This window comes from Xanthomonas sp. WHRI 7945 (assembly GCF_035026585.1).
On sequence record NZ_JAYIQP010000018.1, the window covers coordinates 72576 to 80482 of the forward strand.

Annotated in this window: 5 protein-coding genes; 3 read left to right on the forward strand and 2 right to left on the reverse strand. The window is 71.2% G+C overall.

Annotation, left to right across the window (positions count from 1 at the left end):
- Positions 1-42 precede the first annotated feature (42 nt).
- Positions 43-1626, forward strand: a complete 1584-nt coding sequence (locus VDQ83_RS14870; RefSeq protein ID WP_455435531.1) for a diguanylate cyclase — start codon at positions 43-45, stop codon at positions 1624-1626.
- A gap of 83 nt (positions 1627-1709) precedes the next feature.
- Here VDQ83_RS14870 and VDQ83_RS14875 read toward each other — a convergent pair whose 3' ends face one another.
- A complete protein-coding gene (locus tag VDQ83_RS14875; protein WP_263396847.1) occupies positions 1710-2615 on the reverse strand; it encodes a DUF808 domain-containing protein in 906 nt (301 codons plus the stop codon).
- Positions 2616-2761: 146 nt separating this feature from the next.
- Between VDQ83_RS14875 and VDQ83_RS14880 the strand changes: the two genes are divergently transcribed.
- On the forward strand, positions 2762-4390 hold the full coding sequence (locus tag VDQ83_RS14880; RefSeq protein ID WP_455435532.1) for a dihydroxyacetone kinase subunit DhaK: 1629 nt from the start codon (positions 2762-2764) through the stop codon (positions 4388-4390).
- A 366-nt stretch (positions 4391-4756) separates the two neighbouring features.
- Here the strand turns inward: VDQ83_RS14880 and VDQ83_RS14885 are convergent, their stop codons facing one another.
- Positions 4757-5911, reverse strand: a complete 1155-nt coding sequence (locus VDQ83_RS14885) for an XAC2610-related protein (RefSeq protein WP_455435533.1) — start codon at positions 5909-5911, stop codon at positions 4757-4759.
- 193 nt (positions 5912-6104) lie between these two features.
- Between VDQ83_RS14885 and VDQ83_RS14890 the strand changes: the two genes are divergently transcribed.
- Positions 6105-7796: an ABC1 kinase family protein gene (locus tag VDQ83_RS14890; RefSeq protein ID WP_263396844.1), complete on the forward strand. Its 1692-nt coding sequence runs from the start codon at positions 6105-6107 to the stop codon at positions 7794-7796.
- The last annotated feature ends 111 nt before the right edge of the window (positions 7797-7907 follow it).

Sequence of the window (7907 nt, forward strand, 5' to 3'; positions counted from 1 at the left end):
TTTGTGGCAGGGTGGCGCGTTCACTGGAAAGGAAGCGTCCGCATGCCGGATCAACGCGACGAGCCGCCTGCCGGCGGCCTGCGCAAGCTGTTGTCGCCGCGCCGCCGCGCGCCGGCGGCCGCCTCGGCGGTGGCGCCGCACGGGCACGGCCATGCGCCCGCGACGGCGGATGCGCAGGGGAGCGATCCGGCCGCGGCCACCGCGGCGCTGATCCAGCTGTTCAACCGCGCCCACGAGCCGCTGGACCTGCTCGGCGCCTTCGCCGACGGCATGGCCGGCCTGCACGGCGAACTCGGCGACATGGGCCGCCGCCTGCAGTCGGCAGCCGGCAGCGGCGACTGGCCCAGCTACGGCCGCGCGCTGCGCCAGCTGATCGACAAGTACATCCGCACCATCGACGTCGGCGATCCGCTGGCCGGCCCCAGCGACCCCGAGCGCCTGCGCGACCTGCTGCGCCAGGCCGTGGCCGGCGCGCTGGCCTCGCTGCTGCACAACCTGCCCGAGCTGGCCAACGAATCGGAGGCCACCGGCGAGGCGTTGCGACAGTGGCGGCCGGGCCAGCCGCTGGAACCGCTGGCGCAGCGCGTGCGCGAGCTGTGCCACCAGGTCGCGCTGCGCGCCAGCGACAGCCAGGAGCAGCAGACCCTGCTGCTGGGCCTGTTCGACCTGCTGCTGGAGAACGTCGGCGAACTGCTCGACGACACCAGCTGGCTGCAGGGCCAGATCGCGGTGGTGCGCGACCTGATCAGCGGCCCGTTGGACCGCTATTCGATCGAGGAAGCGCGCGGCAGCCTGCGCGAGGTGACCTACAAGCAGGGCCTGCTGAAGCAGGGCATCGCCGAATCCAAGGAAGCGATGAAGGACATGATGGTGTCCTTCGTCGAGAACCTGGACGGCATGGCGATCAGCACCAGCGAATTCCACGACCGCATCGCCGACTATTCGCAGACCATCCGCGACGCACGCAGCATCGGCGACCTCAACCGGTTGCTGCAGGAAGTGCTGCAGGACACCGGCCACGTGCAGCAGCAGGCGCTGCGCGCGCGCGACCACCTGATCGCCGCGCGCCAGGAAGTGGACGCGGCCGAGCAGCGCATCCTGCGCCTGGAGCAGGAGCTGCAGGACGTCAGCGGGCTGGTGCGGGTCGATCAGCTCACCGGCGCGCTCAACCGCCGCGGCCTGGAGGAACTTTTCGCGCGCGAGCTGGTGCGCACCGAGCGCGGCGAGCAGCCGCTGTGCGTGGCGATGCTGGACCTGGACAACTTCCGCAAGCTCAACGAGATCTACGGCCATCCCGGCGGCGACGCCGCACTGCGCCACGTGGTCGAGGTGGCCCGCACCACGCTGCGCGGCAGCGACGCGATCGCCCGGTTCGGCGGCGAGGAATTCCTGCTGCTGATGCCCGACTGCACCATCTTCGAAGCCGCCGCGGCGGTGACCCGGGTGCAACGCGCCCTGGCCCAGCGCGCGGTGGTGCACGAGGACCAGCGCGTGTTCGTCAGCTTCAGCGCCGGCGTCGCGTTGCGCCGCGCCGGCGAGACCCAGGACGTGGTGGTCAAGCGCGCCGACCGCGCCCTGTACGAAGCCAAGAAGGCGGGCAAGAACCGGGTGGTTTCAGCGGATTAGCGCCGGCGCAGCCGGCGCGGGATTGGGGTTGGGCTTTCGGGATTGGCAAACGCGAGTATTTCGCTCTTGCGAATCCCGAATCCCTACTCCCGGCCTTTCCGCAGCTTCTGAAACAACAACACCGCCCCCAGCACCACCGCCCCGGCCACGATGCCGACCAGCGCGTTGCCCAAGTTGACGACCAGGCTGCCCCAGGCGCCCGGCGGGGCGATGCCTTCGATGGCGTGGTGCAGCGGGCCGATGCTGTGCACCAGGATGCCGCCGCCGACCAGGAACATCGCCGCGGTGCCGGCGATCGACAGCACCCGCATCAGCCACGGCGCCAGCCACAGGATGCCGCGGCCGATCGCCGCGGCGGCGGCGCCCTTGCGGGTCAGGTACAGGCCCAGGTCGTCGAGCTTGACGATGCCGGCGACCAGGCCGTACACGCCGACCGTCATCGCCAGCGCGATCGCCACCAGCACCGACACCTGCTGCACGAACGGCACGTTGGCGACCACGCCCAGCGACAGCACGATGATCTCCGCCGAGAGGATGAAGTCGGTGCGGATCGCGCCCTTGATCTTGTCCTTCTCCAGCGCGACCACGTCCACCTTTTCGTCGGCCAGCGCCTGCAGCTGCTGCGCGTGGTGCTGCGCGTCCTCTTCCTTGGAATGCAGGAAGCGGTGCGCCAGCTTCTCCACGCCCTCGAAGCACAGGAACGCGCCGCCGATCATCATCAGCGGGGTGATCGCCCACGGCAGCCACACGCTGATCGCCAGCGCCGCCGGCACCAGGATCGCCTTGTTGAGCAGCGAGCCCTTGGCCACCGCCCACACCACCGGCAGCTCGCGGTCGGCGTTGACCCCGGTGACCTGCTGCGCGTTCAGCGCCAGGTCGTCGCCGAGCACGCCGGCGGTCTTCTTCGCCGCCACCTTGGTCAGGATGGACACGTCGTCCAGCAACGTGGCGATGTCGTCGAGCAGGGTGAACAGGCTAGCGCCGGCCATGCGGGGATTCCGTTCGAGGGTGAGCGGGGATTCTCGCCGATTCCGCGCGCCGGGTGGGTGAGCGGGGCCACGCACGGCCTCAGCCGCGCATAACGCCGGCTCGGTTACCGTGTGCGGCACACACAACGCCGCCGCGAAGGACCCCCATGGACCAGTTCCTCACCGCCCCCCGCGCCATCGTCGACGACGTGCTCGATGCCGTCGCCGCGCTGCAACCGCTGCTGCGCTCGGACCCGGCCAGCGGCGCGCGCATCGTGCTGCAGGCCGAGCGCGACCCGGCGCAGGTCGCGGTGCTGTCCGGCGGCGGCGCCGGCCATGAGCCGGCGCATGCCGGCTTCGTCGGCCCCGGCATGCTCAGCGGCGCCATCGCCGGCGACCTGTTCGCCTCGCCGGGCGTGGAAGCGGTGCTGGCCGCGATCCGCGCCTGCGCCGACGCGCCCGGGGTGCTGCTGGTGATCAAGAACTACACCGGCGACCGGCTCAACTTCGGCCTGGCTGCCGAGCGCGCCCGCGCCGAAGGCATCGACGTGGCCAGCGTGCTGGTCGCCGACGACATCGCCCTGCCCGACGCCGCACAGCCGCGCGGCATCGCCGGCACCGTGCTGGTGCACAAGTACGTCGGCCACCTGGCCCGCGAAGGCGTGCCGCTGACCGAACTGGCGCAGCGCGGCCAGGCCTTCGCCGACCGCCTGCTGTCGCTGGGCATGGCCCTGTCCAGCTGCACCGTGCCGGGCCAGCACACCGGCCGCCGCGCGCCGGAGCTGGGCCTGGGCATCCACAACGAGCCGGGCACGCGCAAGGTGCAGCCGGCCTCGGTCGAGGAAGCGCTGGCGCTGGTGCTGGACCCATTGCTCGAACAGGCCGACGCGCGCTACGGCGCCGACGCGCCGCTGCTGCTGATGCTCAACGACCTGGGTGGCTGTTCCACCCAGGAACTGGGCGTGCTGACCCGGCTGGCGCTGCAGCGCATCGGCGTGGCGCGGATCGCCTTGATGACCGTGCCTGCCGCGCTGATGACCTCGATGGACATGCACGGCTTCTCGATCACCCTGGCGCCGGCCGACGCCGACGCGCTCGACGCGCTGCAGGCGCCGGTGCAGACCCTGGGTTGGCCCGGCGTGCGCGTGCCGCACGCGCCCGCCCACTTCGCCCCGGCGCTGCTGCGCAGCGACGCGCACCGGCATGGCGCCCGCGATGCGCAACGCGGCGCGACGCTGGCCCGGGTCGCGCAGGCGCTGATCGCTGCGCAGGCGGAACTGGACGCGCTGGATGCGCAGACCGGCGACGGCGATGCCGGCAGCACATTCGCCGCCGGCGCCCGCGCGCTGCAGCAGGCGCTGGACGAGGACGCGCTGGCCAGCGGCGAGGCCGCGCCGCTGGCGCACGGCCTGGCGGCGACGATCGAACACAGCATGGGCGGCTCCAGCGGCGTACTGCTGTCGATCCTGTTCACCACCGCCGCCACCGAGCTGGAAGCCGGGCGCGGCTGGGTGCCGGCATTGCAGGCCGGCGTGGCGCGCATGCAGCACTACGGCGGCGCACAGCCGGGCGATCGCACCATGCTCGACGCGCTGCTGCCGGCACTGGAGGCGCTGGCACGCGGCGGCAGCGCCGACGACGCGGCGCGCGCGGCACGCACTGGGGCCGATGCCACCGCGCAGATGGACCGAGCTCGCGCCGGCCGCTCGGCCGCGGTGCCGGCGGACGCGCTGCGCGGCGTGGTCGACCCCGGCGCCGACGCGGTGGCGCGCGCCTTCGCGGCGTGGGGCGAATGAATGCCGACGATGCACTCGGCCGGAAATCGCCTGCAGGAGCCGTTTCAACCGCGACGAACGAAGTCCGCCAGCTACCCGGCTCCAGAAGCAGTCGGGACTGAAGTCCCTCCCACAGTGCAGCCGACCCATTCGCCGCAAAACGCTGTGGGAGCGACTTCAGTCGCGACGAGCGGAGCCGGGAAGCGCATCAGCTTCGGAAACAATCGGAACTGACGCGCTGCGCGGCCTGGGGCCAGTAGCCGTCTTGCTCTTGTAGGAGCGGCTTCAGCCGCGACAGGGCCTTTCCGGAGAGTGCCTGTCGCGGCTGAAGCCGCTCCTACAGGGAACATCGATGCGCGCCAGGAACATCGATGCGCGGCGCCGGTCCTACTGCGCCGCAGCCGCCTGTGCGGCGCTCAGCGCCTGCGCCACCGCCTGCAACGATCCATGCACCGATCCAGGCTGCAATGCCAGCGGCTGGGTCTTGCCGCGCACGACGACTTCCATGCGCTGCGGCACACCCTGCGCATTGCCGACGATGCGGTAGCGGGTGTCGCCGCGTCCGAAGCTGAGTACGTGCCGGTCGGCGTCGTAGTCGAAACCTTCGCCCGCGCCGTCCGGATACAGCAGGTCCACCCGCTGCTGCGCGCCGATCGCCGCGTAGTACGGGGTCGCGGCCTCGTTGTCGCTCGCGGTGGCGAACACAACAATGCGCTTGCCGGCGGGGGCCAGGCGGAATTCGAGCAGTATCTTGTGTGGCAACAACGCCATGCTGCCGTCCTCGTCCCACAGGTAGTACTGCTCCGCCACGCGCCTGCCACCCTGGTCGCGGTAGCGCGTCTCCTGGGCCAGGCCCGGCGGGGCGCCGGTGGCGTCCTCGACCAATTCGCGCTCCAGCAGCGGCTCGCCATTGCGCACCGTGTACACCGCCGACTGATGCCAGCAGCAGCCGTCCTTGGTGGAGGTGCGGAGTTCGTGCGCCTGCGCGTCCACCTGGAACAGGCCGCAGTTGCTCTGCGCCAGCTCGGTGAATGCCGGACTCGGCGCGAAGCCGTCGGCGGTGCCGAGGTACACCTGGTAGGAGGGGCCGTGGTAGCAGCTGTTCTGCCCGTCCATCAACGCCAGGTCCTTGATCCCGTCGAAATTGAAATCGGCGTAGATCAGCACGCTCTGCTCGCCGTACGGCAGTTCGTGCACGTTGGCCCTGGCCTTGCCGCCCTGGTCATCGGTGTGCAGCACCAGCTCGGGCGAAGCCACCTCGATCAGCGGCGTGGCGCGGCCGCGCGCGAACACGCGCACGATGCCGGGGCGGAACACCTCGCTGGTGTCCTCGATCTCCAGCGTCGCTCGGTAGCGCGCGGAAAAATCCTGCACCTCATAGGTGCGGCGCTGGCTGCCGGCGAAGGCCTGCGCATCGAAGCCGTCGTCGGCGTCGCGCTGCGGCGCGGCCGACGTGGTGGCCGCCAGCAATAGCCCGCCCAGCAAGGCGAGACCGCAGCGCCAGGCGGCGCGCACGGGGAGGGGCGCAGAGAACGACCGCATGGCATGTCCTGGAGGTCGGCACTGTGTGCCGGAGCGACGGATTCTAGAACAGCCCACCCAGCGCGGTGCGCTGGGCGCCACTGGTCCGTGTCCGGCGGTCCGGCCCCACCGTGGCGAGTGCGAGTTCACCGGGCGACGACCCGGCCCCGGCCACACTGGCCGCCGCAATCCCTGCCATTTCCGGAGCCGAACCTTGAGCGCGACGCCCGACGCTGCGGACACCTCGCACGTAGTCGGCGGCCTCAGCCGCCGCACCCAGATCCTGCGCCTGCTGCTGCGCTACCGCAGCTCGGGCGTGTTTTCCGGCATGGACGTGGAGGCCGCCGACGCCGAGCACGCGCTGCCGCCGGAAGGCACGCCCGAGCAGTTCGTCACCGACCTGGAGGCGCTGGGCCCGACCTTCGTCAAGCTCGGGCAGATGCTGTCCACGCGTCCGGACGTGGTGCCGCCGGAATTTGCCACCGCGCTGGAGCGGATGCAGGAAAACACCGCGCCGATCCCGGTGGAGCGCATCCGCGAGATCGTCGAGGCCGAACTCGGCGTGCCGGTCAACAAGGCCTTCTCCGCGTTCGACGACACTCCGCTGGGCACCGCCTCGCTGGCCCAGGTGCACCGCGCCGCGTTGCGCGACGGCACGCCGGTGGCGATCAAGGTGCAAAAGCCCGAAGTGGCCGCGCAGGTACGCTCGGACCTGGAGGTGCTCAAGAGCTTCGCCAGCGCCGCCGACAAGCTGACCGGCCTGGGCCGGCGCATCCGCTTCGCCGACTGGCTGGCCGAGTTCGGCAAGGCGCTGCTGGCCGAACTGAACTACGAGGCCGAAGCGGAGAACCTGGCGCGCTTCGGCGAGCATCTCAAGCCGTTCCCGCAGCTGTGGGTGCCGCAGCCGATCTGGGACCTGAGCAGCCGCAAGGTGCTGACCATGCAGCTGGCCGAAGGCGTGCGCGTGGACAAGATCTCCGGGCTGCGCCGCACCGAACAGCCGATGGACGACCTGGCCGCGGCGCTGGTGCGCGGCTACCTGGACCAGATGTTCGTGCACGGCGAGATCCACGCCGATCCGCACCCGGGCAACCTGCGCGTGCTGAGCGACGGGCGCCTGGCGATCTTCGACCTGGGCATGGTCGCGCACGTGCCGCCGAAGCTGCGCGAGCGCCTGCTCAAGCTGCTGTTCGCCGCGGTCGATGGCCGCGGCGAGGAAGTGGCCGAGGAAACCATCGCGCTGAGCACGCGCCTGGAAGATTTCGACGAGGACCACTACCAGCGCGAGACCGGGCAGATGATCGCGCGCTATGCCGCGCACGACGCCACTTCCGAAGGCCGCGTGGTGCTGGACCTGGTGCGCATCGCCACCGCCTACGGACTGCGCACGCCGCCGGAGCTGAGCCTGCTCGGCAAGACCCTGCTGAACCTGGAAGCGGTGTGCCGCGCGCTGTCGCCCAACCTGGACACGCGCAGCGTGGTCGAGGACCAGCTGCAGCACGTGATGCGCGCGCGGCTGAAGAAGTCGCTGTCGGCGGCGAACCTGGCCAGCGAGGCGATGGAGATGCAGGCGCTGCTGCGCGAAGGCCCGCGCAAGCTGTCGGACATCCTGTCGCTGGCCGCCGACAACCGCCTGCAGGTGCGCGTGGCCGGGCTGGAGGAATCGCGGCTGATGGAGAGCCTGCAGAAGATCGCCAACCGCGTGGCCGCCGGCGTGGTCACCGCCGCGCTGATCCTGGCCTCGGCGCAGATGATGCGCATCGACACCGGCAGCAAGCTGTTCGGCTACCCGACGATCGCAATGGTGCTGTTCCTGCTGGGCGTGGCGCTGGGCCTGGGCATCGTGATCAGCGCGGTGCTGTTCGACCGGCGCGCGCATGCGCGTGAGGAGCGCGGGCGGCGTTAGGGCCGGGACTCGGGACTCGGGACTCGGGACGGCAGGACGGCAGGACGGCAGGACGGCAGGACGGCAGGACGGCAGGACGGCAGGACGGCAGGACGGCAGGACGGCAGGACG

Bases quoted from the DNA above. Each gene is read 5' to 3' on its own strand.
- VDQ83_RS14875 (WP_263396847.1), bottom strand. From the start codon at position 2,615: ATGGCCGGCGCTAGCCTGTTCACCCTGCTCGACGACATCGCCACGTTG.
- VDQ83_RS14880 (WP_455435532.1), top strand. From the start codon at position 2,762: ATGGACCAGTTCCTCACCGCCCCCCGCGCCATCGTCGACGACGTGCTC.
- VDQ83_RS14885 (WP_455435533.1), bottom strand. From the start codon at position 5,911: ATGCGGTCGTTCTCTGCGCCCCTCCCCGTGCGCGCCGCCTGGCGCTGC.
- VDQ83_RS14870 (WP_455435531.1), top strand. From the start codon at position 43: ATGCCGGATCAACGCGACGAGCCGCCTGCCGGCGGCCTGCGCAAGCTG.